Source organism: Marivirga tractuosa (assembly GCF_042140215.1).
Lineage (GTDB): Bacteria > Bacteroidota > Bacteroidia > Cytophagales > Cyclobacteriaceae > Marivirga > Marivirga tractuosa_A.
In genome coordinates, this window is sequence record NZ_CP159478.1 from 1,276,485 (window position 1) to 1,299,177 (window position 22,693).

Here is a 22,693-nt window from a genome sequence, read left to right on the forward strand (position 1 = left end):
TTTTAATATTTTAACCAAAGGTTAAAATTTAAAGACCCCTGCCTTCGCAGGGGTGACGCACAGAAAAAAGCAAGTGCGAAAACACGCTAGGTGGTGCAACAATTACTTGCATCAATCTAAACCTGTCAGGTTTCAATTTATTTCTACTCCACTTCCTCCACCTCAGGCAATTCATCCACATTCTCTTCTATGCGTTCTTCCGCTTTTTCTTGCTTTTTGATTTCGCCTTGTGGTTCTTTCGGACTAGCAGGGGTAGTACCCACTAAACTCAAAACATAATTTGATACATCCTGAATTTGCTTCGGACTCATATTTCCTTTCCACGGAATCATGCCTTTTGCTGGAACACCTTCAGATACTGTAGTAAATACACCTTTAATGTCATTTCCGTGTATCCAATAATCATCTGTTAGGTTTGGACCAACTCCGCCACCACCATCATCGGCATGGCAAACGGCACAGTTCTTTTTGTATAAAACCTGTCCTGCTTTCATTACTTCTTCATCAGTTTGTAACTCAGCAGTTTCAGCTGTGATTTGAACCATGCCTGCTTTTGCACGAGCCTCAGCTCTTAGTGCTGCTTCCTCAATAGAAGCTTGATATTCCGTTTGCTGATCTGGAATAATATCGAAAATCAAGAAGGCGGGTACATAGAAAACAGCAAATAAAAATGTTCCTATAAATACGTACCTTAGCCAAGGTGGCATGCTGTAATCCATTTCCTGAATTCCATCATAATTATGGTCCAGCATCATGTCACCTTGCTTATCAACAGGCTTAAATTTACCAGTAATCCATTTTTGCTTAAATTGCTTGAAGAAACTTAAGCGTTCTTCACCTTTTTCAGCTGCTTTTTTATTTAAAATTAAATCAGCAGTTTTGACCATTAAAATGGCCAAGATCACCATTAATACAATCAACACAGCCAGAAGTCCGCCTATTAATAATAATAGACGGCCTTGTTCTGATTGCATGAGTTGTTCCCACATACTAACTTTTTCAATTTCCATTTCTTCCACAGTTTCTTCCACCTGTGCAAAAACTGGAGTTACGGCCAATCCTAAAAGGAAAAGGCTGCTCCATATCATTTTAGTGACTTTTTTCATCTTTTGAATCATTTTTGTATGTAACAATATCCTCTTCCATGGGTAAGGATTTCATTTTTTTGATATAGCCATTATCTGCTCTTATCACCCACCAAATCAGTCCGATAAAGAAAATAAAAAATATACTTAGCGAAATGATGGGGAATATTTCCACATTTTCAATTGTTTCGAAATAGTGCTTAAACATGTCTTTTCAATTTTATTTATCTGCAACTTTTATATCTGTACCTAATCTCTGTAAGTAGGCGATTAAGGCTACAATTTTGGCTTCAGGAACTGTTTCAATTCCGTCAGCCTCAAGACTTTTGACAATTTTTTCAGCTTGCGCCATTGCATTAGCCTGAACTTCATCTTCAAAACCTTCTTCGTAAGGAACTCCTAATTTTCTCATTACCGTAATTTTATCAGGAAGTCCTTCTAAGTCATAAGGCTGTTCCAATAACCACGGATATGGCGGCATGGTTGAACCTGGTGACATTGACCTTGGATCATACATGTGGTTGAAATGCCAGGAATCAGGATATTTGCCACCTACTCTGTGTAGATCTGGCCCTGTCCGTTTAGACCCCCATAAGAACGGATGATCATAGACATACTCACCTGCTTTGGAGTATTCGCCATATCGTTCCGTTTCATATCGGAAAGGTCGTATCATTTGTGAGTGACAACCCACACAGCCTTCACTGATGTAAATATCCCGACCTTCCAACTCTAATGGGGTATAAGGTTTTACTGCCTCAATTTTAGTGGCTTCATTATCTTTCATCATAAAGGATGGGATTAATTCGAATATTCCACCAATTAAAATGGCTACAGTAGTTAAGATGGTGAAGAAAATCGGTTTTCTTTCCCATACCCTGTGCCAGTACTCTTTTCCTTTGCTTACTGCTTTTTCCAAAGCTGGAGCTTCAGCAGCTTCATTGGCTACAAAACTTCCTGCTTTAGCAGTTTTGATTAAATTGTAAACCATTACAAAAACACCTGATAGGTAGAGTAAACCACCAAATGCTCTTAGCATATGCATCGGGATAATTTGTAGGGTAGTAGATAAGAAGTTAGGGTATTGTAATATACCTTCTGGAGTAAATTCTTTCCACATTAACCATTGTGTGAAAGCTGATACATACATCGGTAATGCGTAGAAAATAATACCTAAAGTACCCAACCAGAAGTGAGCATTTGCTAATTTGGTTGAAAATAATTTCGTTTTCCACATTTGTGGAATCATCCAGTAAAGCATACCAAAGGTTAAGAAGCCATTCCAACCTAAAGCACCAATGTGAACGTGCGCTACAATCCAATCAGTATAATGTGCTATCGCATTCACACTTTTTAAAGACAACATTGGGCCTTCAAAAACAGCCATACCATAAGCAGTAATGGCTACTACCATAAATTTTAAGATTGGGTCTTTTGAAACTTTGTCCCAAGCACCTCTTAAGGTTAGCAATCCATTTACCATACCACCCCAAGATGGAGCAATCAACATAATGGAGAAGGCAGTACCCAATGCTTGTGCCCATTCAGGTAAAGAAGTATACAATAAGTGGTGAGGTCCTGCCCATATGTATAAGAATATTAAAGCCCAAAAGTGAACAATCGATAATTTATAAGAATAAATAGGTCGATTTGCAGCTTTCGGTAAGAAGTAGTACATCAAACCTAAGTAAGGTGTAGTTAAAAAGAAAGCTACCGCATTATGACCATACCACCATTGTACCAATGCATCTTGAACACCGGCAAAGGCTGAATAACTTTTCATGAAGTCAACGGGTAGTGAAAAAGAGTTTACCACGTGTAAAACTGCAACCGTAACAAAAGAGGCAATGTAGAACCAAATGGCTACATACATGTGCTTTTCTCTTCTTTTGATGATGGTACCTATCATATTGATACCAAAAACAACCCAAATTAAAGTGATAGCAATATCAATTGGCCACTCTAGCTCAGCATATTCCTTTGAAGAGGTAAATCCCATAGGAAGGGTAATTACGGCTGAGAGAATAATGAGCTGCCAGCCCCACATATTAATCCATGAAAGAGTATCACTGAACATTCTGGTTTTCAGTAATCTCTGCATGGAGTAATAAACTCCGGCAAAGATGGCATTCCCCACAAATGCAAAAATAACAGCATTGGTGTGCAATGGCCTTATCCTACCGAAGGTAGTATATTCCGAACCTAAATTAGCCTCAGGTGCAAATAGCTGGGTTGCGGCCAAAAGACCAACCAGCATCCCTATGGCGCCCCAAACTACTGTTGCTATAGCAAAGTATTTGACGACTTTGTTGTCATAATGAAACTTTTCAATTTCCATGTGATTCTTGTTTATGATTTGTTGATTGATTACTTGATTTATTTTCTTTTTTAGTGATGGCATCATCCCACAACATGCGGTAAGATGGAGTGGAGGCATCATCGAATTGTCCGGAACGTACAGCCCAAATAAAAGCCACTAAAAAGCCACTTGCTACTATCAAACTCACTATTATTAATACTACTAGTATGTTCATATATCTCTGCTTTTTTCAGTTCCCAATAAATATTTATTTGCTAGATAGCGTGTTCCAAGGGTTGCTAAAAGCACCACTGAGAATGAACTGATTGGCATTAAAATAGCCGCTATTACGGGTGATAAAAGTGCTTGAACTGCAAAACTTAAGCCCACCACATTATATAAAAATGAGAGTATAAAGCCTGCTATCACTAATTTGAATGCGGCTTTTGAAAATTTCATGATATTAGGTAATTGCTTCAAATTCTCGCCCAGAAGAATGCCATCACAAGCAGGGCTAAATTGCCTTGTAGATTCAGTAATAGCCAAACCAAAGTCACTTTTGCGTAAGGCAGCGGAATCATTTAATCCGTCACCGGCCATCATAACTTTTTGCTGAGCATCTTGCCATTTCGTGATGAATTCTTTTTTGTCTCCTGGCAATTGTTCGAAATGCATATTTTCCTCTGCTAACCATTGAGTTAAGTATTCTTTCTCTGCAGCTTGGTCACCCGATAATAAATTCAATTTGTAATCAGTCTTGAGGCTGTCGAATAAATCACCTATATTTTCTCTGAATACATGCTTTACATTGAAGGATCCATAAGTCAAGCCATCTACATTGATGAAAACTTGAGAGCTATTGGCTTTTTTGTCAAAATCAGTTGCCTGATTATCCACAAATTGCTTCTTGCCTAATTTGATGATTTGTCCGTTTACTTTGGCACTAATTCCTTGTCCACTTATTTCCTTATAATCCTCAATTTCTTGAGTTGGATAAAAAGGTAGCCAGTTGTAAATAATTTGAGATAATGGATGTTTGGATTGATTAAATAGTGTTTTGACAGCGGCTAATACTTTATGTTCTGGCATATTTCCATCAAAAACCACCTCGGCTTTGTCTGAGTAGGTAAGTGTGCCTGTTTTGTCGAAAACAATTGAATCAATTTTGGATAAATCCTCTACTGACTGAGTGCTTTTTACAAAAAATCCAGCTTTGCTCAACATTCTCATGGCATAACCTAAAGTGACAGGTGTGGCCAATGCTAGTGCACAAGGGCAAGCTACAATCAGCACTGTGGTAAAAGCTCTTATCCCACTTTCAAAATCCCCTAAATAAAGCCAGCTACCAAAAGCTATGAAAGCAATGGCTAAAACAACTGCAGTGAAATATTTACTGATTTTATCTGTCGTGCTTTGAACTTGTGCTTTTGCGCCTTGTTGAATGGATTCATCATCCCAAAGTTGAGCTAAATAGCTTTGTGAAGGACTTTTCTTCACTTGCACCAAAATAGAAGCACCTTTTAATCTTCCGCCAGCATAAATCAATTCTTCTTTTTGCTTGATTTCAGGTAAGGATTCGCCTGTGACAAAACTATAATCGATAGAAGCCTCATCTGAAATCAAAAGACTATCAGCAGGAATGATTTCTTCATTTCTGATTTTTAAAATATCGGAAGGAATTATGCTATTGAGCAATACTTGTTCTTCTTGCTGTCCTTTTATTTTGGTTACAGATAAAGGGAAGAAGGACTGAATATCTCTATCGAACCTTAAATGGTCGAATGTTTTTTGTTGATAGTATTTCCCTAATAAAAGGAAAAAAACCAGCCCGGAAAGTGAGTCGATATAACCCAAACCAGACTGGAAAAAGATGATGTGATAACTATAGACAAATAATGTAACGATCCCTATACTAATCGGCACATCCATATTGATTTGCTTTTGCTTGAGCACTCCCCATGCTGATTTGAAATAATCTTGTGCGGCAAAAAATACTACTGGTAGCGCCAATACCGCATTAAGGAAAGGGAATATCTTCGAAATGATATCATCATCGAACAAGTTCAGCCCGAAGTATTCCGGTAAACTAAACAGCATACTATTTCCAAAAACAAAGCCTGCGATTCCAATTTGCAACCATATTCTTCTATAAGGAGAAGAAGTAGATTTTTTATTTTCTAATTGAATATCAGGTGTATAAGCAATAGAATCTAATAATTTTACTAATTCAAGCAATGAGATTTCCTGATGCTTAAAAGAAACTATTACTGTTTTCTTATTGAAATCTACTCGGCTACTGATAATGCCAGAATGAAGTTTATACAATTTTTCCAGTAGCCAGATACAAGCACTGCAGTGAATAGCCGGAATGTAAAATCTAATCTTACTAATTTCTTCATTTTTGAAATCTAAAAGGCTATTCGCAAAAGCCTCATCTTTGAGAAATTCGAAGTTACTGGCTTTTTTCTTTTTAGAACTTACACCTGGAGCGTCTGCAACACAATAGAAGTTATCGAGGTCGTTTTCCAGCAAAATTTCATAGACCATACGGCAGCCTTCACAGCAGAAATTCTGACCATTGCTTTCGATTAGCTCTTGGTCGCATTTTTCTCCACAGTGGCTACATTCAAGGTCTTTATCTTTTGCTGTTGATATACTCATTAATGGCTAATTTTTATTTTTCAAAAGTAATAGCTGTAGCAGTCCAAAAACATGACTTAAGTCAGGCTTCGGCTTGAGATTAATCATTCGTCAATCTAATAAATTTTGAGAACATTCGTAAATAGCCTACAAGTTAATTCTGGAATTCTTGTTTAGAATGTCTTTAAACTTTAATAAAAACCAGCTAGGATATTTCAAACTTCACATTCAAAACTTAACTTAGTCTTTAAAAATAAATAGATTGAAAGATGTCGATGTCTAAGCCGGTGATGAAGGAAATTTTGCAGCGCGCAAAAAATATATTAGATGAATATTTGAATGACCAACACTTAAGAAAAACAGCAGAACGTTATTCGGTTTTGGAAGAACTTTACTATTTGCCTCAAGATGAGCATATCGATGTAGAAACCCTTTTCTTGAGAATGCGGAATAAGGAATATACAATCTCTCGTGCTACAGTTTATAATTCTATTGATTTATTGGTAGAATGTGGTTTAGTAGTGAAGCATAATTTCAAAGATAAAAATGCACTTTATGAACCAGCACTTACCTATGAACATCATGATCACTTGGTTTGTAATAATTGTCTAAAAATCAAAGAATTTTTAGATCCTAGCATAGAAGATATTAAAAAACGGGTTGGAAAATCATTAGGCTCAGATATTAAAAACCATTCTTTAGTTTTTTATGGAGATTGCACTATCGAAAACTGTGAAAATTTGAAAAGAAAAGAGGTGGTTAAGGGTTGATTTTAAGTTATGGTGGTTTTTAAGTGAGTTTTGGGATACGTAAAATTATCTACCCTTATATTATCTTCTGATTCAGATAAGTCTCATTTTTTGCACTTCTTTTCCATTCAAATGATTATTTGTCAACAGATCAATAATAAGGTCACTCCTACGGAGTTTAGTAAATTGGTTTTGCATGATGTTACCATAAGATAGCCCCTACAGGGCTATGAAAGTAATAGAAAAGACAATGGATTGGATTTCGAATGGTCATGTAATTAAAAAGAACGAAGGAAATAGTGTTTACCCTATTTTGAAAAGTCCCAGAGGGACGTTCATATGGTAATCCTTAGCTAACCTGTACAATAAGTTCCATAGGAACGACCTTATGGTTTTTAGGAAAAGCCTGAGTTAAACAGCCTACAATCACCTTAATTTAAAATAACCGCAACAATTCCCTCTTTTAATCGCTTAATATAGCATGATGCAATTACAAGAAACAATTCAACATTTAAACAGAATAGTAGATAATATAGCTCAGGTGAATGCCCAAACGGATGGCATGACCTATGAAGATTTTAGACGAAATGAGCCAGTTAAAGAAACGGTCTTCGAATATCTTCAAGAAATTGGTCAGGCCGCTCGGGAATTATCCAATAATCAAAAACTTCCAGGGGATATTAATTTAGAACCTTTAGTGGCATTCCGAAATGCACGTTATAACCAAGAAGCAGAAACTGGACATCAGCAGGTTTTTAATATGTTAGCCGACTTGAGGCAAATTGCTGAATCAATTGAAAAATCAGATTTATACCAAAATAACTTATCATAATGGATATTACTTTAGAACCCGTAGATTTTAATATAAGTCAAGAATTGAATGACCACATGCGTGAGATGTTCAATAAATTGTCTAAATATAATGACCAAATAGTAGGCATAGACTTGTATTTGAAATCAAATGCTAATGATGAAGATAGAGAGAAAACAGTTGATGCAAAAGTTTTTTTACCTGGGAATGATATTTTTGTATCAGGAAAGGGTGATAGCTTTGTTACAGCGGCACAAGATTGCTATGATGTAGCCAAAAGGCATGTCAGAAAAGCAAAAGAGAAAGTAAAAGATAGACAACAAGGAAGACCAGATAAGTACTAATAATATTTAGTTTTCTTGAACTGTCAGAATTAATTGAAGATTATCATCTTTTTAATTCTGGCAGTTTTTTTATGCTTACCTAAATAATTATGCTTCAATAGCTCCTCCGAAATCCAACCACTTAATTTATTTCGTATCTTTAGAAACAATTATCAGATAAAAGTATTATTTTGGTAAACAATAGGGGGGAATTTATGAGAGTAATTTTTGCGGTATTATTAACCTTAACAATTTTATCAGGAATTGGGTTAATTTTTTGGCATCAGGAATGGAAGTTTTCTAAACCTACACCTGTTCCTGCCAATTTTTCTAAAGTTCAAAGTGGGGATTCCATTTCCAATGAATTACTTTCTTCACTGGGGATGAAAGCTAATGATCAACTTTTTATTCATTTCTACAATTTTGATTGTCCTTGCTCAAGATTTAATATAAAAGAATTTCAGAATCTGGTGATTAAATATCAATCAGAAGTTAAGTTTTTAGCTGTTTTGGAAACCATTGATAAAGAAGAAAGTGAAATCAAAGAATTTAAAGAGAAGTATGATTTGGGTATTGATATCCATTTGGATAGGCATGGCACAATTGCAGAACAACTGGGAGTTTACAGCACACCGCAAGCAGTTTTAATCAAAAACCAACAAATTTATTTTAGTGGGAATTATAACAAAGCAAGATTTTGTACTACTCAAGACACAAAATTTGCGAGCATTGCACTTAATGCAATGGTTAAAGGAAAGGAAGCACCTGTTTTTCCAGAATTAGCTACTATAGCTTATGGATGTGAGCTGCCTGCAAACGGGAATACCAATACGAGAATTGATAAGTTTTTTAATTTTTTAAGTTTATGACAACTATTTCTAAAGGAAAATTTAAGCCTTATTTTGATGAAATTTACAACAGGGCAGATAGAGTTACAGAAATTACCATTGGAGGTTATTTTTTGTTTGGAATATTTCTGGCATTCTTTTACGATACATGGTTGGTAGGATTGGGAGTTGGTTCCTTATCTTTAATCCTTTATTTTGGAATTAAATTCTTACTCAAAGGAACTTATGTACATCATTACATAGCAAGTTTAGTAGTGGCTATTTTTATGGCACAATTCATATATCAAATGCATGGCTTATTTGAAATGCATTTTACTGCTTTTGTGGCCATTATAGTCTTAATGGCTTACCAAAATTATAAAGTATTTATTCCTGCAACACTATTCATAGTAATTCACCATGGAATATTTGCCTATATCCAGTATATAGGCTTTGTGAATAATGATGAAGCTTATCAAGCTATTTATTTCACACAGCTTGATTATATGGATTTACAAACTTTTATTTTTCATGCAGGTCTTGTAGCGGTAGCTGTGCTGATTGCTGCCTCATATTCTGTTTATAGCCGAAATCGATCTAAATTTCTATTTCTTAAATTGATTGAAAGTGAAAAACAGCAAAAAATTACGGAAACCAATATTTCTTTTGCTAAAGAAATTTCCAATAATAACTACGATAACGAATTTGACTTAAATAAAGAAGATCCATTGAGTAGCGCATTATTGGATATGCGAGAAAGCTTAAAGAAAAGTGCTATTCGCGAGGAGCAAGAACGATTTACCAACAAAGGCTTGGCTGAGCTTTCCAATATCATTAGAGATAATGGTAATAATTTAAAAAACTTAACTTATGAGGTCATTGAGTTTTTAGTGAAATATATGAAATTGAATCAAGGCGGCTTTTTCATTGTGAAAGAAGAAGGAGATGATGTTTTCTTGGAGTTGGAAGGATGCTATGCTTATGATAGGAGAAAGAAAATCAATAAAAGAATTCTACCTGGAGAAGGATTGGTAGGTCAATCTTATCAGGAAAAAGACAGTATTTATTTAACTGAAGTGCCTGAAAATTATATCAATATAAAATCAGGTTTAGGAGATGCTAATCCTAGGGCAATTGTGATTACTCCTGTTAAAAGAGATGATATTATTGAAGGAGTTATTGAACTGGCAAGCTTCAGGGTCTTAAAAGATTATGAAAGAGGATTTTTAGATAAGGCAGGGGAAAGCATTGCAGTAGCATTAAATACTGCTAAAGTCAATCAGAAGACTACTGAGCTTTATGAGCAATCTCAGCAACAGACCGAAGAAATGAGAGCTCAAGAAGAGGAGATGCGCCAAAATATGGAGGAATTATCCGCCACTCAGGAAGAAATGCAAAGAACACAAAAAGATTATGAAAAGATGTTGGCAGATTCTCAAAAAGAAAATGAGGAATTGAAAAAGCAATTAGCTGTTCAATCTTAATTGTGTAATTATACAGGAAGTGCCACAAAAAAGGTGCTTCCTTTTCCTTTCTCTGATTCAACCCAAACTTCTCCATTCAATAAATCAACATATTTTTTAACGATAGATAATCCCAGTCCAGTTGAATTTTCCCCAGCCGTTGGTTGAGCACTTAACTTCTGAAATTTCTTGAAAATAAGTGCCTTGTCCTCTTCTGTTAAACCTGGTCCTTGATCTTTTATAGAAAAGAGAACTTTATCTTTTTTCTTTTCAGCTGAAACAAAAATTTCGCTAGCAGGATCGGAAAATTTTATAGCATTTACTATGATGTTTTCTAATATTTGAGTTAGAAATAAGTGGTCTGATTTAAATTCAATATTCTCCTTTAGTTGGTAATGAATTCTAGTGTTTTTTTTATCTGCTGTTACTTTTAATTCTTCCTCTACTGTTTTTAAAAGTTCTTTCACTTTAATTGCTTCGGGCATTACTTTCATACGATTGCCTTCCAGCGCATCAAAGTCTAGAATTTTAGAAATCATTTGATTCAATCTTAGCGCTGAATCCTGAGCTTGATGAATAATTTTTTCTTCATCATCAGTCAAAGTATTATGGCTTAATTTTAATATATCGAGCAATCCTGAAATTTGATTGATTGGTGATCTTAAATCATGTGCAAGAATTTTAACCAAATTATTTTTTTCTTCATTAAGACTGGTAAGCTGTAAGTTTCGGTTGTATAATTGCTCATTTTTGCTTTTAATACTATTTTGTTGGAGCTCTATTTGTTTGTTTTTTCGACTTAACAGATTAGATATTTTTTGTTCACGGTAAAATAGAGCAATGATGACACCCAATAAAATAGTAACAACTACTGTAATAATGATATAGGTTGTCCTCGTATTTTTTTCCTTTTCTAATAGTAAATTAGTGTTCTTTAATTGCTCTAATTGTATTTCTTTTTCCTTGGTTAGAATTGACGCACCCAAATTATCCTCACTATAAAGACCGTCAATAAAATTATAGAGTTCAGGACCCATATATTTCGAGGTGATAGTCGCCAATTTCATAGTTGTTTTTGGCTCTGCTAAAAATTCATTAAAAATGCTAACCCAATCACTATTCGGAGGGGCAATAAATGCATAGCCATTTCCTTTGATGGTAAAGAAATTTTGTCGGGTGAGCGTCCCACCTCTTTTAATAAGCATCAAATAAATGGGTAAATCAATGAATCCAAACCTATCATCAGCTTTACTGATTTCATCTAGAATGTTTTTATCAGATTCTATATAAAGTATTTCAAAATTTAAGTTTAACTGTTTTTTTAAATCAAGTATAAACTGCTCGTATGTAGTACCTTTTATGGTTACCGCAGTCATTTCTTCCATCATGTTATTGATTTCGCCTAGAGTTCTTACAATAGGTGTTCCTTTACTTGAAACTAATACTGCTACATCTGAAAGGTATGAATTTGTAAAATCAACTTTTTCTTTTCGTTTTTCAGTAATAGAAAATGCGGATACCCCTAGTGTATTAGGTTTAGTTTCTAAAGCTATCTCATTCAGTATATAGTTAAAACTTTTTGATTGAATCCAATTTAGTTTTAAGTCTATCTGATAATTTTCCTGCACATAAGATTGGAATGATTCTATTATTTCGACTTCCAAACCCTCAGGTTCACCATTTTTATTTTCATAAATAAAAGGATTGGAGATGTACCAATGTAAATCTAAAGTTGCTTTTCCTTCTTTTTGTGCTTCTTCCCAACTTAAGGATTGTGCATGAAGCTGACTTTGTAAAAGGATAATGAAGCTAAGAACTATAAGTAGACTACTTTGAATCTTCATATTTGCACTAAAATTTAGACAAATTATGAAAATTACTCTATTAAGTAAAATTTATTCTATAGGAATGCTTATTTTAAGCATATAATAGGTTCTATTTATTTTTCAAGCTTTATATTTAAAGCCTTTCTTCTCAATTCTAATTTTTTAGCTGCAGTTTTAGAAAAATCATTTCCATAAATTGCAGATTCCCATTCACCATACATCGGATTAGGAAGCATAATAAAATTATGTAATAATTCTTTTTGATGTTTTTTCACCAAGTCTTTACCTAATGTTGAATCTCTTTCTGCAAAAATTTGACTGTAATCAGTCAAATTATCACCCACATATAATAAGATTTGATGATCAGCTTTCACCATTTCTCTCCTCTCGGTTTTGTCACTTTTAGTTGTCCGCAATAAAAGATGTTCCTTTTCCGATTGTGGTAATTTCAGCGTTTTTAAATTTTTCAAAGTGGGTTCAAAAACTCCAATTTTTCGATTAGATATGTAGAATATTTTCAGTCCTAAACTATCAGCAAAATTTAGGAAGTCTGCAGCTCCTGGTAATGCATCTGCTTGTGCTTCCTTGCACCAGTTTTCCCAGCTTTCAGAACCATAGTTCTCTCCATTTAAAAATAGTCGTGCTTCATAAGGACTATTATCCAAAACAGTTTCATCCAAATCTAAAACTATCGCAGGCTTTAAATCTGATTTAGATAGTGTATCCATTTTAATTTTTAATAACATTTTACCTTTATCAAAAGCCTGTATATAAGAAGCTTCCATTTCTACAGATTGCTGAAACCACATTGTAGCATTTCCTAATTGCATGGAAAGCTTTTGTTCAGCACTAGCTGGCATTTCTTTGGATATTTGCTGACAAGCACTAATTGTGATAATAGAAATGATAAAGATAAATGACCGCATATTATCGAATTTTAAAACTTTCACAAAAGTAGAAGGTAATTTGGTAAATTGAAACAATTCGTCATCTCGGAAATTCTAATTTTATTTTATTTAAAAATAAAACTATCCCTGATCTTATGTTTTTTAATTCTGATTTCAATTTCCATTTCATAAAAGCTTAACTTTGAAGCATCAAATAGAGTCTTTTAGGCAATTACTAAGAATCTGTAATAATTATCTGCCATTGAGTAGCAAATGATTGAGATTTGTGTGATTGAATTTTAGAATCAATACAAAACAATATTTATGTTAATACGCCCAAGAAGAAATCGTAAGTCAGCCGCCATTCGCGAAATGGTAGAGGAAACAACCTTAACCACCAAAGATTTTATTTTCCCACTCTTTTTATTAGAAGGTCAAAATAAAAAAGTGGAAGTCGCTAGCATGCCAGGTATTTATCGTTTCACGGTTGATTTAATGTTGAAAGAGATAGAAGAATGTCTGAAATTAGGCATTAAAGCTTTTGATATTTTCCCTGTTGTGGAGGAAAAGCATAAAGACAAAATAGCCACTAAAAGTGCAGACGAGAATTTTTTCTATATAAAAGCTCTAAAAGAAATCAAATCCAAATTTCCTGAAGCTTGCATTATGACTGATGTTGCGATGGATCCTTACAGCAGCGATGGTCATGACGGAATAGTGGATGAAAATGGAAATATTCTGAATGATGAAACTTTAGATGTATTGGCCGATATGGCTTTAGCTCAAGCCGAAACAGGAATTGATATCATTGGGCCATCAGATATGATGGATGGAAGAGTTGAGTATATTCGTGATGTCTTGGATGAAAATGGATTTGAAAACACTTCCATCATGAGTTATTGTGCTAAATATGCTTCGGCTTTTTATGAACCTTTCCGTGATGCTTTGGATTCAGCTCCTAAATCAGGAGATAAGAAAACTTACCAAATGAATCCTGCTAATAAATATGAAGCATTAATTGAAGCAGAATTGGATGCACAAGAAGGGGCTGATTTTTTGATGGTGAAACCTGCTTTGGCCTATTTGGATGTCATACATTTATTGAAAGAAAATAATGAATTACCTTTAGCAGCTTATAATGTGAGCGGTGAGTACAGTCTGATAAAAGCAGCAGCAGAAAAAGGTTGGTTAGATGGAGAGGCAACTATGATGGAAAGTTTATTGAGCATCAAAAGAGCTGGAGCAGATATCATTTTGAGTTATTTTGCTAAAGAGGCTGCTCAGGTGCTAAGAAGGTAAAGTTAAATTGAAAGGATAAAGGCTATTCAATCCTTACCCTTAAAAAAATTCAGTGCTAATGTCTGACTTTTCAAAGTCGGACATTTTTTTGCGGGGATAATCCCGGTCTCACTATTCTCTGACATATGCAGTTCCCCAAGCAGGGCATGCCTACAGAGCGGTTTGACGGTTGAAACCGTCTAATCGCTACTGGTAAACTGTTCATTATTATCGGTCAGATGCTTTTAATCCAGAAGGAGATACATTTTTTAATATATTTTGGCATTTCAATCTCCACTCAAATAATCTTTATTGTATTTCAAGGATTTTCAAATTAATTTCAATCAAAATTTTAATGATATAATGATGAAAATAAAAATTTTACTTTCCATAATGGCAATTTTCAGCTTGTTAAGTTGCCAAAACCAAAAGGAAACAGCCGACCTTATTATAAAAGGAGGGACCATTTATACTGTAAATGATAACCAACCAGCTGTAGAGGCAGTAGCAGTTAAGGACAATAAAATCCTTTTTGCTGGAAGTGAGGCAGAAGTGGAGAAATATTTATCAGAGAACACTAAGGAAATTGATTTAGCAGGGAAAACCATGACACCTGGTTTTATTGAAGGCCATGGTCATTTTATGGGTTTGGGCTACAATGAATTGAATGTTGATTTGTTGCAGACAAAAAGCTACGATGAAGTAATTCAAAAAGTGAAAGAAGCAGTGGAAGCAGCGGAACCTGGACAATGGATCACTGGAAGAGGATGGCATCAAAGTAAATGGAATAAAATGCCTGAAAATACTATCAATGGTTTTCCTCTACATCACGCAATCAGTGAAGTTTCACCTGATAATCCGGTTTACCTAAGACATGCAAGTGGACATGCAGGTATGGCAAATGAAAAAGCAATGCAAATTGCTGGAGTACTTCCTTTGTCTAAAGAAAGCATGGCGAATTTGGATGTAGAAGGAGGGGAGATATTTAGGGATGATAAAGGAAATCCTACAGGGGTTTTTAATGAAAGAGCAATGATGCTTATCACAAAACATATTCCTGAAAGTACACCAGAAAAAGATCAAAAAGCATTTGAATTAGCGGTAAAAGCTAGCCACAGAAATGGAATTACAAGTTTTCATGATGCTGGGATTGGTAGAGAAAATATTCAGCTTTATCGCGACATGAAAGCAGAAGGAAAACTGGATGTTAGGATGTATGCAATGCTAACTGGATGGGATAAGGAGCTTTTAGAAGAATGGTATGAAAAGGGGCCTGAAGTGGATAGTGCTCATCTTTTAACTATCCGTTCTATCAAATTGAATTGTGATGGTGCTTTGGGTTCACGAGGAGCTTGGCTATTGGAAGAATATACAGATCAACCAGGTCATTTTGGACATGAGACTTTACCTATGAGTTTTGTTTATACAACTTCTAATAAAGCTTTACAAACAGGCTTTCAAGTTTGTTCTCATGCAATAGGAGATCGCGCCAATCAGGAAATACTCGATAGATACGAAAAAGCGATGAATGAAAATGCGGAATTAACTGACAACCATAGATTCAGAATTGAACATGCTCAGCATTTGCATCCTGATGATATTCCAAGATTCGCTGAGTTGGGCGTAATACCTGCTATGCAAGCAGTGCACATGTCATCAGATAGACCTTGGGCAATTGATAGATTGGGAGAAAAACGCATAAAAGAGGGTGCTTATATGTGGCAGGCTTTATTGCAATCAGGTGTGCCAATTGTAAATGGAACCGATGTACCAGTGGAGCCAATTGACCCTTTAGCTTCATTCTATGCCAGTGTGAGCCGTAAGACTTTGGAAGGAACACCGGAAGGCGGCTATGAACCAGAGCAAAAAATGACTAGAGAGCAAGCTTTAAGGTCTTACACTTTAGATGCTGCTTATGGGGCTTTTGAGGAAGATATCAAAGGCTCTATAGAAGTGGGTAAATTAGCCGATTTCACCATTTTCGATAAAGATATCATGAGCGTACCTGAGAATGAAATTCTTGACACAGAAATAGCAATGACTATTTTTGATGGTAGAGTGGTTTATGAAAAATAAGATGTAAGATTCAAGAAATCATAAATAAATTCTTTTTTGAATATAAATTTAAACTGTCCCTAATTTCTTGCTTAGGGACAGTTTATTTGAACTTCTCAGTTAATTTCAACCCAATAATTTACTCTTACTCAGCTCGATTTTACTAAAATCAAATCGCTTAATTTTAGCCTCCATTTTAGCCTTTATCTCTTCAAGACATAAATTCCCAATACTTCCTTCATGAGTATGATCTAATTGAGTAGTCGCCTTAAAATCTCCATTTTCTATAGCTAAGCCCACCTTTTTATAGGCATCTCTAAAGGATAGTCCCCTTTTCACCAATCGGTTTACTTCTTCCACGCTAAAGAGATGCAGGTATTTTTCATCTTCCAATATATTTTCCTTTACCTTAATTTCCTTTAACATAAAATGAGTGATGTTCAGGCAATCCATAGTGGTTTGAATTCCTGGGAAAATGTATTCCTTCAGCAACTGCTTATCACGGTGGTAGCCCGTAGTCAAATTGGTATCATTTAAGGTAATAGCATTCGGAATAGAATGCAGTTGATTGCTTTTAGCTCTTACTAGTTCAAAAACATCAGGATTCTTCTTATGGGGCATAATACTACTGCCAGTGGTGTATTCATCAGGGAAGCTGATAAATCCAAAATGCTGATTTATAAAAAGGCAAATATCCGAAGCCATTCTATTCAATGTACTGCCTATTGCACTTAGGGCAAAAGCCAAAGTTTTTTCCGTCTTACCTCTGCTGTTTTGTGCATTGATGACATTATGATGCATATCTTCAAATCCCAATAATTCCGTGGTGTAGGTTCTATCCAAAGGAAAGGAGGAGCCATAGCCCGCAGCAGAACCTAATGGATTTTTATTGATGATTTGATAAGCAGCGTATAGCATATCCATATCTTCAGCGAAAGACTCAGCGAAACTACTAAACCATAAGCCAAAAGAGGAAGGCATGGCTAGTTGTGTATGCGTATAACCAGGCATTAAATCAGTTTTATGCTTTTCAGCTAATTGTATAAGCAAATCAAATAATTGCTGACTTGCTTCTACAATTTCCTTGATTTCATCTCTGTAAAACAATTTTAAATCTACCAGCACTTGGTCATTTCTAGATCTACCGCTATGAATTTTTTTACCCGTATCTCCCAATCTTTCGATCAGTAAAAACTCAATTTGGCTGTGGACATCTTCCACGCCTTCTTGAATTTGGAATTTGCCCTCTTTAATTTCCTTATAAATGACTTTCAATTCTTTTGATAAACCCTCAAGTTCTTTAGAAGAAATCAAATCGATTTTTGCCAACATTTTGATATGGGCTAATGACCCTATAACATCATAAGGAGCCAATAAAAGATCAAACTCAGTATCTTTTCCTATGGTAAATTGCTCTATTTCTTTAGAGGAGTCTGTATTTTTTTGCCAGATTTTCATTTTGCAATATTTTTATGGTTCATATATTTTTCCAGCAATTGGATATAAATCTTAATGCCTTCTTCTATTTCTTTCAATTCAATAAATTCATCTGCCGTATGAGATCGTTCCGATTTTCCTGGACCTATTTTTACTGAATCAAATGGGATGAGTGCCTGATCAGACAAGGTTGGGCTTCCAAATTTTTCCAATCCCAATACATGAGCTACCTCCATCATTTGGTGGTTTTCAGGAAGAAAAGAGCTTTGCAATCGGAATGATCGGGCATTCAGCTCAGCCTTTAATTGGCTTTGTAATTCCTCGAAAGCTCCTTCCAAAGTGTAAGCATCCGTAACTCGAACATCCAAAGTGAATTTGCAAAGATCGGGTACAATATTATGCTGTTGACCAGCTTTTATGATGGTGGCACTGACCTTATTTTCCCCTAAATAGTTCGAGGAATTTTTGAATTTGAAATCCTTGACTTTCAAAATATCTTCCATGGCATTGTAGATGGCATTTTCTCCTTCATTTCTTGCGGCATGTCCTGCACTCCCTTTAGCAACTGCATCAATCACTAACAAGCCTTTTTCCGCAACAGCCAGTTTCATTTCTGTAGGTTCACCTACTATCGCTAATTCACATTTTGGAATATGTTCAAGTGCACTGCTAATTCCATTTTTACCACTTATTTCTTCTTCTGCTGAAGCAACAAAAATCAAATTGTATGGAATCTCCTTCGAAGAGAAATGAATGAAAGTTGCCAATAAACTGACCAGTGAGCCACCTGCATCATTACTCCCTAATCCATACAGTTTTCCATTTTGTTCGATGGATTCAAATGGATTTTTGGTATAGCTGGAATTGGGCTTGACCGTATCATGATGAGAATTAAGTAAGATGGAAGGCTTTTGCTCATCAAAATGAAGGTTATAGGCGATAATGTTATTTCCCATTCTCATGAATTCTATGCCTTGATGTTTCAGAAAAATACCGATTGCATTAGCAGTTTCATGCTCCTCTTTGCTAAAAGAAGGAATGGTTATCAATTCTTTTAATAAATCAATAGCTTTTGTTTTTACATTATTGAGATTAGTATTTTCCATTATGCACAAATAAAAGTCCCCGTATTTTCTTCTTTAATAGCAATATCAATATCATCTGCTGACCCAATTCTGATTATTGAAACTCCTGATTTTAATGCCTGAAATGCATTCTCCAGTTTGGGTTTCATGCCATCATGAATAAGGGATTTATCCAATAGCTCAGCATAAGTTTTCGGGTTTAGCTTTGGTATAATTGATTCTTCATCATTGACATTCAACATAACCCCTTTTTTATCAAAACAGAGCCATAAGTTGACTTCAAACTTCGATTGCAAGGCACAAGCAATTTCTTTAGCGATGGTATCACCATTAGTATTGAGTAATTGACCATTTCCGTTATGAGTAATAGGGCATATGACAGGCGTTAAATTTTGGGATAATAGGTTTACTAATAAATCCTTATTCACCTTTTGGATATCTCCTGCAAAGCCATAATTAATTTTTTGTACGGCTCTTTTTTCTGCCTTAAGCAAATTTCCATCCGCACCACTTAAGCCAATGGCATTGACACCGTGAGCCTGAAGCTTAGCAACCATCTTTTTATTAATCAATCCACCATAGACCATGGTGATTAATTCTAAAGTCTCGGTATCCGTAATTCTTCTGCCTTCATGAAAATTTGGTTTAATGCCCATTTTTTTACCTATCTGATTGGCTAAAATACCACCCCCATGAACCAATATCTTTTTGCCTTGTATTCTGGAAAAGGCTTTGATAAACTGAGCTAATGCTTCTTCATTATCGATGGTTTTGCCCCCAATCTTAATGATATTTACGACTTCTTTCTTCATGACTTTTTATTTGAAATGATTTCAAAAAGCACAGCCTGAGCTGCGTAAATTCTGTTTTCAGCTTGTAAAGACACCAGACTTTTATTGCCATCCAAAAGTTCATCTGCCAATTCCAGGTTTCTTCTCACGGGAAGACAATGCATGATTTTAGCACCTTTTTTTAATTGATGATCTTTTAATAACCAATCGCCCTCCACTTTTGGCAATTTTCCATAATCATGGTAACTGCTCCAATTTTTCACATATACAAAATCAGCATCAGCAACTGCTTTTTCTTGGTCATATTCAATTCTTGCCCCTTTGGTAAATTGCTCATGCAATTCATAGCCTTGGGGTTGGGTTATGGTCAAATCGTGCCCAAGACCCAAAGCCCATTCTGCAAAGGAATTGGGAACTGCATGAGGTAAAGCTTTTACATGAGGTGCCCAGCTTAAAACAATTTTTGGTTTTTTGGTCTGCTTCCAAGTTTCTTTTATGCTGATCATATCAGCTAAGGATTGTAGCGGATGACGGCTGGAACTTTCCAAACTCACCACTGGTTTTTGGCTGTATTTGATAAATTGATGGATAACCTTATCTGATATATCCTGTTTTTTATCTGTTAAAGTGGGGAAGGCACGGATAGCCAAGATATCAAAATAGCTACCTAATACTGATGCCGCTTCTTTGATATGCTCAGCTTTGTTTTCATTCATGATGACGCCTTCTTCAAATTCCAGTGCCCAGCCTTCTTTGTCGATATTGAAAACAATAGCCTCCATCCCGAGATTTTTGGCGGCAATTTGTGTGCTCACACGGGTTCTCAAACTGGGGTTTAGAAAAATTAGTCCTATTCTAATTTCTTTGCCCAATTCTTTTTGCAAAAAAGGCTTTTCCTTAAATTGAAGTGCTGATTGAATTAATTTTTCAGCTGTGGATTGAGTTTCAAATTTTATAAAATTTTGCATTTCTCTTAATTTAATAAGCGTTGGCTTTTAGTTGTAAACCTAAGTTTTCCTCCCAGCCTAAGTGTAGATTCATATTTTGTACTGCTTGTCCTGCAGCTCCTTTCAGAAGATTGTCGATGATGGAAGTAATAATCAACTGACCTGATTTTACTTCAAGATGCAATAGACATTTGTTGGTATTGACCACTTGTTTCAAATCAATTAAGTCATCAGATATATGAACAAAGCTTGAGGATTTGTAATATTCTATAAATTCCTTTTTTGCTTCTTCTAGATTTCCTTTAAAAGGAAAATAGGCAGTTATTAAAATCCCCCGTGAGAAATTTCCTCTGTAGGGCACAAACAGGATGTCTTCCTTGAAATCTGAATCTAATTGAGTGAAAGTCTGCTTGACTTCATGTAAATGCTGATGTTCAAATAACTTATAGGACGATATATTCTGATTTCTCCAGCTAAAATGGGTGGTATCTGTTGGGATTACGCCAGCTCCCGTGCTCCCTGTAATACCGCTCACATGAATGCTTTGCTTTATCCAAGATTGAGCGATTGCAGGAGCTAATGCCAACTGAATGGCAGTGGCAAAACAACCTGGATTCGCAATTCGCTTGGAAGATTTAATTTTATCAGGAAAAACTTCAGTCAAACCATAAACGAAATCCTCTTTTTCATCTCTAAAATCAGTGCTTAAATCAATCACCAAAACCTCATCGGCTATTTTATTTTCTTGAAGAAATTGCTGTGATCTCCCATGTGGTAAAGCAAGAAATATGACTTGTGCACTTTCTTTTAGTGATTGAGTGAACACTAGGTCTGTCTCACCAATTAAATCTGTATGGACCTCCTTAACTTTTTTTCCGTTTTGGCTATTGCTCAAAACAAAAACAATCTCTGCTTTAGGATGATGCAATAATAATCTTATCAATTCACCCCCTGCATAACCTGCGGCTCCTACTATTCCAATTTTTAGCTTTTCCATTTTATTTATTTACTTGGTGATAAATAGCGGTTTGATTGCCTATGATTTTGGTAAATCCTTTTACATCCTCAGCTGACCAGGCAAGGTTCATTTCTCCATAACTGCCAAACTTTGCCGACATTAAATCATGAGGTGATTCAATTCCTTTTAGCACGAAATGTTCAGGTTTCAATTTCACATAAACCTTACCGCTTACTTTTTGCTGACTGTCCAACAGCATGGCTTCGATATTTCGCATCACAGGATCCAAATAATGGCCCTCATGCAAATGATTGCCATAAAATTCTGAAAGCTGATTCTTCCAGAATATTTGCCATTTGGTAAGGGTGTGTTTTTCCAAAAGATGATGCGCTTTGATAATGATTAATGCTGCAGCTGCTTCAAAACCTACTCTTCCTTTTATGCCGATTATGGTATCGCCCACATGAATATCTCTACCAATACCAAAGGGTGCAGCGGTTTTTCCTAATGCTTGTATAGCTTCCGTGGGATGAGAAAATACCTTGTCATTGATTCCAACAAGCTCGCCTTTTTCAAAAGAAAGAGAAATTTCTTCCTCATCTTTCTTAGTGATAGGAGTAGGAAATGCTTCATCTGGTAAATATTGATCAGAAGTTAAAGTCTCTGCACCTCCAACAGAAGTTCCCCATATTCCTTTATTGATGGAATACTTAGATTTTTCAAAGTCCATTTCAACCCCTTGCTTCTTGAGGAAATCAATTTCCTGTTCTCGGCTCAACTTCAAATCTCGGATAGGGGTAATGATTTCAATATCAGGCAGTAAGGTTTGAAAAATCATGTCAAATCTCACCTGGTCATTTCCTGCTCCCGTACTGCCGTGTGCTAATGCATCAGCTCCGATTTCTTTTGCATATTGAGCCAAGGCTTGCGCCTGCACAATTCTTTCCGTGCTGACCGACAGTGGATAAGTCTGGTTTTTAAGAATATTACCAAACACCAAAAATCGGATAACATTCTGATAGAAAGTTTCCAGGCAATCGATGACCGTGAAGGAAGCAATTCCTAATTTTTTGGCTTTTATATCAACCGCTTTCAGTTCTTCAGATGAAAAACCTCCAGTATTCACTAAAACGGCATGTACTTCATAGCCTAATTCTTTTGATAAGTATAAGCCGCAGAAGGTGGTATCCAATCCTCCGCTATAGGCTAAAACAACTTTTTTCATTTTTTAT

20 protein-coding genes are annotated in these 22,693 nt (G+C 35.5%); 7 read left to right on the forward strand and 13 right to left on the reverse strand.

Annotated elements, in window-relative coordinates:
* Nucleotides 1-143: 143 nt before the first annotated feature.
* From ABWH96_RS05830 to ABWH96_RS05850, 5 genes are read right to left on the reverse strand one after another with little or no spacing between them, the layout of a single operon-like run.
* The gene (locus tag ABWH96_RS05830; RefSeq protein WP_375580552.1) at nucleotides 144-1,106 is read right to left on the reverse strand and encodes a c-type cytochrome; all 963 of its coding nucleotides are present in this window, start codon (nucleotides 1,104-1,106) and stop codon (nucleotides 144-146) included.
* The gene (locus ABWH96_RS05835; RefSeq protein WP_013453753.1) at nucleotides 1,090-1,293 is read right to left on the reverse strand and encodes a hypothetical protein; all 204 of its coding nucleotides are present in this window, start codon (nucleotides 1,291-1,293) and stop codon (nucleotides 1,090-1,092) included. The genes ABWH96_RS05830 and ABWH96_RS05835 overlap by 17 nt, the downstream gene beginning before the upstream one ends.
* Before the next feature lie 12 nt (nucleotides 1,294-1,305).
* Entirely contained in the window at nucleotides 1,306-3,423 is a 2,118-nt protein-coding gene (ccoN, locus tag ABWH96_RS05840; protein WP_013453752.1) for a cytochrome-c oxidase, cbb3-type subunit I, read from the reverse strand.
* Nucleotides 3,413-3,619 (reverse strand): cbb3-type cytochrome oxidase assembly protein CcoS, encoded by a 207-nt coding sequence (gene ccoS / locus ABWH96_RS05845; protein ID WP_013453751.1) that lies wholly within the window; start codon nucleotides 3,617-3,619, stop codon nucleotides 3,413-3,415. Before ccoS ends, ccoN begins: the two co-directional genes overlap by 11 nt.
* Nucleotides 3,616-6,045 (reverse strand): heavy metal translocating P-type ATPase metal-binding domain-containing protein, encoded by a 2,430-nt coding sequence (locus tag ABWH96_RS05850; protein ID WP_375580553.1) that lies wholly within the window; start codon nucleotides 6,043-6,045, stop codon nucleotides 3,616-3,618. The genes ccoS and ABWH96_RS05850 overlap by 4 nt, the downstream gene beginning before the upstream one ends.
* Nucleotides 6,046-6,314: 269 nt before the next feature.
* Between ABWH96_RS05850 and ABWH96_RS05855 the strand changes: the two genes are divergently transcribed.
* From ABWH96_RS05855 to ABWH96_RS05875, 5 genes are all read left to right on the forward strand, one after another.
* Nucleotides 6,315-6,794 carry a Fur family transcriptional regulator gene (locus ABWH96_RS05855; protein WP_148230143.1) on the forward strand — a complete coding sequence of 160 codons (480 nt, stop codon included), beginning with the start codon at nucleotides 6,315-6,317 and terminating at the stop codon, nucleotides 6,792-6,794.
* A gap of 460 nt (nucleotides 6,795-7,254) precedes the next feature.
* Nucleotides 7,255-7,605, forward strand: coding sequence for a hypothetical protein (locus ABWH96_RS05860; RefSeq protein ID WP_375580554.1), 351 nt, complete (start codon nucleotides 7,255-7,257; stop codon nucleotides 7,603-7,605).
* Nucleotides 7,605-7,928, forward strand: a complete 324-nt coding sequence (gene hpf, locus ABWH96_RS05865) for a ribosome hibernation-promoting factor, HPF/YfiA family (RefSeq protein WP_375580555.1) — start codon at nucleotides 7,605-7,607, stop codon at nucleotides 7,926-7,928. The genes ABWH96_RS05860 and hpf overlap by 1 nt, the downstream gene beginning before the upstream one ends.
* Nucleotides 7,929-8,122: 194 nt before the next feature.
* Nucleotides 8,123-8,776 carry a peroxiredoxin family protein gene (locus ABWH96_RS05870; protein WP_375580556.1) on the forward strand — a complete coding sequence of 218 codons (654 nt, stop codon included), beginning with the start codon at nucleotides 8,123-8,125 and terminating at the stop codon, nucleotides 8,774-8,776.
* Entirely contained in the window at nucleotides 8,773-10,218 is a 1,446-nt protein-coding gene (locus ABWH96_RS05875; protein WP_375580557.1) for a GAF domain-containing protein, read from the forward strand. Before ABWH96_RS05870 ends, ABWH96_RS05875 begins: the two co-directional genes overlap by 4 nt.
* A gap of 8 nt (nucleotides 10,219-10,226) precedes the next feature.
* Here the strand turns inward: ABWH96_RS05875 and ABWH96_RS05880 are convergent, their stop codons facing one another.
* Both ABWH96_RS05880 and ABWH96_RS05885 read right to left on the reverse strand, forming a co-directional pair.
* The gene (locus tag ABWH96_RS05880; protein WP_375580558.1) at nucleotides 10,227-12,041 is read right to left on the reverse strand and encodes an ATP-binding protein; all 1,815 of its coding nucleotides are present in this window, start codon (nucleotides 12,039-12,041) and stop codon (nucleotides 10,227-10,229) included.
* A gap of 95 nt (nucleotides 12,042-12,136) precedes the next feature.
* Nucleotides 12,137-12,949: a 5'-nucleotidase, lipoprotein e(P4) family gene (locus ABWH96_RS05885; protein ID WP_375580559.1), complete on the reverse strand. Its 813-nt coding sequence runs from the start codon at nucleotides 12,947-12,949 to the stop codon at nucleotides 12,137-12,139.
* Nucleotides 12,950-13,234: 285 nt separating this feature from the next.
* On the opposite strand from ABWH96_RS05885, the gene hemB reads away from it, so the two are divergent.
* Both hemB and ABWH96_RS05895 read left to right on the forward strand, forming a co-directional pair.
* Nucleotides 13,235-14,209 (forward strand): porphobilinogen synthase, encoded by a 975-nt coding sequence (gene hemB / locus ABWH96_RS05890; protein ID WP_375580560.1) that lies wholly within the window; start codon nucleotides 13,235-13,237, stop codon nucleotides 14,207-14,209.
* Between the two features lie 345 nt (nucleotides 14,210-14,554).
* Nucleotides 14,555-16,264, forward strand: a complete 1,710-nt coding sequence (locus ABWH96_RS05895; RefSeq protein ID WP_375581507.1) for an amidohydrolase — start codon at nucleotides 14,555-14,557, stop codon at nucleotides 16,262-16,264.
* A 105-nt stretch (nucleotides 16,265-16,369) separates the two neighbouring features.
* On the opposite strand, the gene argH is transcribed toward ABWH96_RS05895, so the two are convergent.
* From argH to argG, 6 genes are read right to left on the reverse strand one after another with little or no spacing between them, the layout of a single operon-like run.
* The gene (gene argH / locus ABWH96_RS05900; protein ID WP_375580561.1) at nucleotides 16,370-17,701 is read right to left on the reverse strand and encodes an argininosuccinate lyase; all 1,332 of its coding nucleotides are present in this window, start codon (nucleotides 17,699-17,701) and stop codon (nucleotides 16,370-16,372) included.
* Nucleotides 17,698-18,786: a M20 family metallo-hydrolase gene (locus tag ABWH96_RS05905; RefSeq protein WP_375580562.1), complete on the reverse strand. Its 1,089-nt coding sequence runs from the start codon at nucleotides 18,784-18,786 to the stop codon at nucleotides 17,698-17,700. Before ABWH96_RS05905 ends, argH begins: the two co-directional genes overlap by 4 nt.
* Nucleotides 18,786-19,577 carry an acetylglutamate kinase gene (argB, locus tag ABWH96_RS05910; protein ID WP_375580563.1) on the reverse strand — a complete coding sequence of 264 codons (792 nt, stop codon included), beginning with the start codon at nucleotides 19,575-19,577 and terminating at the stop codon, nucleotides 18,786-18,788. The genes ABWH96_RS05905 and argB overlap by 1 nt, the downstream gene beginning before the upstream one ends.
* On the reverse strand, nucleotides 19,574-20,524 hold the full coding sequence (locus ABWH96_RS05915) for an acetylornithine carbamoyltransferase (protein ID WP_375580564.1): 951 nt from the start codon (nucleotides 20,522-20,524) through the stop codon (nucleotides 19,574-19,576). The genes argB and ABWH96_RS05915 overlap by 4 nt, the downstream gene beginning before the upstream one ends.
* Nucleotides 20,525-20,534: 10 nt before the next feature.
* Nucleotides 20,535-21,500: an N-acetyl-gamma-glutamyl-phosphate reductase gene (gene argC, locus ABWH96_RS05920; RefSeq protein WP_375580565.1), complete on the reverse strand. Its 966-nt coding sequence runs from the start codon at nucleotides 21,498-21,500 to the stop codon at nucleotides 20,535-20,537.
* Nucleotide 21,501: 1 nt separating this feature from the next.
* Entirely contained in the window at nucleotides 21,502-22,686 is a 1,185-nt protein-coding gene (gene argG / locus ABWH96_RS05925; RefSeq protein WP_375580566.1) for an argininosuccinate synthase, read from the reverse strand.
* Nucleotides 22,687-22,693: the final 7 nt, after the last annotated feature.